The sequence below is a fragment of the Deferrisoma palaeochoriense genome (assembly GCF_054656955.1).
Genome location: NZ_BAAHXI010000156.1, coordinates 1 through 1041, shown reverse-complemented (window position 1 = coordinate 1041; position 1041 = coordinate 1). Strand labels below are relative to the sequence as shown.

General features: G+C 74.9%; 1 protein-coding gene. It reads right to left on the bottom strand.

Annotation, left to right across the window (positions count from 1 at the left end; all coding sequences use genetic code 11):
• Positions 1–20: 20 nt before the first annotated feature.
• Positions 21–878: a CRISPR-associated endonuclease Cas1 gene (locus ACYQ8L_RS18495; protein WP_459943295.1), complete on the bottom strand. Its 858-nt coding sequence runs from the start codon at positions 876–878 to the stop codon at positions 21–23.
• Positions 879–1041: the final 163 nt, after the last annotated feature.

Genomic DNA, 1041 nt, shown 5'->3' with positions numbered 1-1041 from the left:
CACCAGGTAGAGTTTGCGGTTCATGGCCCCCTCCTTCGGTCGCGCGGCGGCCGGCGGGCGTCGAGGGCCGGCTGCCAGTCGCGGGCAAGCCGCGCCACCTCGACGAGCCTTCGGCCCAGATCGGCCTCGAGCCACTCCCGGTGCCCCTCGAACCGGGCGGTCCATCGTCGCAAGAGGGCCGGGGTGAGCCCGTCGGGGCCCTCGTCGGGCCGGGGCAGCAGCCCGGCCCGCGCCCCGGCCAGCACACAGCCGTCGATCCACGGCACGAACGGCCGCGTCATCTCGCGCACGAACCCGTAGCGCTGGCGGGGGTCGAGCACCCCGGCGTGGGGGTCGAACCCCTCGGCCAGCACCCGGGCGGTGACCATCTCCCACACGAGGCCCCGGAGGTATTTCCACACCGGGTCCACCCCGGGCTCCAGCGGGCCCAACCGGGCCTCGCGCCAGGCTTCCCATTCGCGCCCCCGAAAGCCCCGGGCGCACCACCGTTCGGCCGTGGCCGGGTCGGTGCGGCGCACGAGGTCGAGCCGGGCCTCGCGCACCCAGGCGTCGAGCCGGCGGCGGTAGGCCTCGCGCCAGTCGGGATCGGCCCGGCGGCCGGCCAGCAGCACCGCCGGCCGCGACAGGCGCTCGGCCGGGGACCAGGCGATGCCCAGGGTCTCGCCGCCCCGGGCCACGAACGACACGGGCACGTTGCGCCGCAGAAGGAGCCCCAGGGCCTCGGTGTCGAGCCGCACGCTGCCCCACACGACGGCCCGTTCCACCCGCGCGGCCGGCACGTACCAGGGCGCGCGGCCCTTCTGCTCGATCCGCAGGGCCCCGCCCTCGGCGCCGACGAACTCGAGCCCGTCGCTTTCCACGAGATAGAGGCTTTTCATGTGCCACCCCCTTTCGTTCGGGCCTTCGGCCCGTTGATCCGTGCGGACGCGCGCACGGGCGAACGGCGGAAAACGCCCGTGCATGGTGAAGTCGTGAAGCGTGGGTCAAGCCGGCGCGTGGACCGGATGGCTCGCTTGGATCGGGATAGGGGCGGCGGAGCAC

What these genes read in the sequence shown, in the direction of transcription:
- ACYQ8L_RS18495 (WP_459943295.1), bottom strand. Translation starts at nt 878, where the DNA reads ATGAAAAGCCTCTATCTCGTGGAAAGCGACGGGCTCGAGTTCGTCGGC.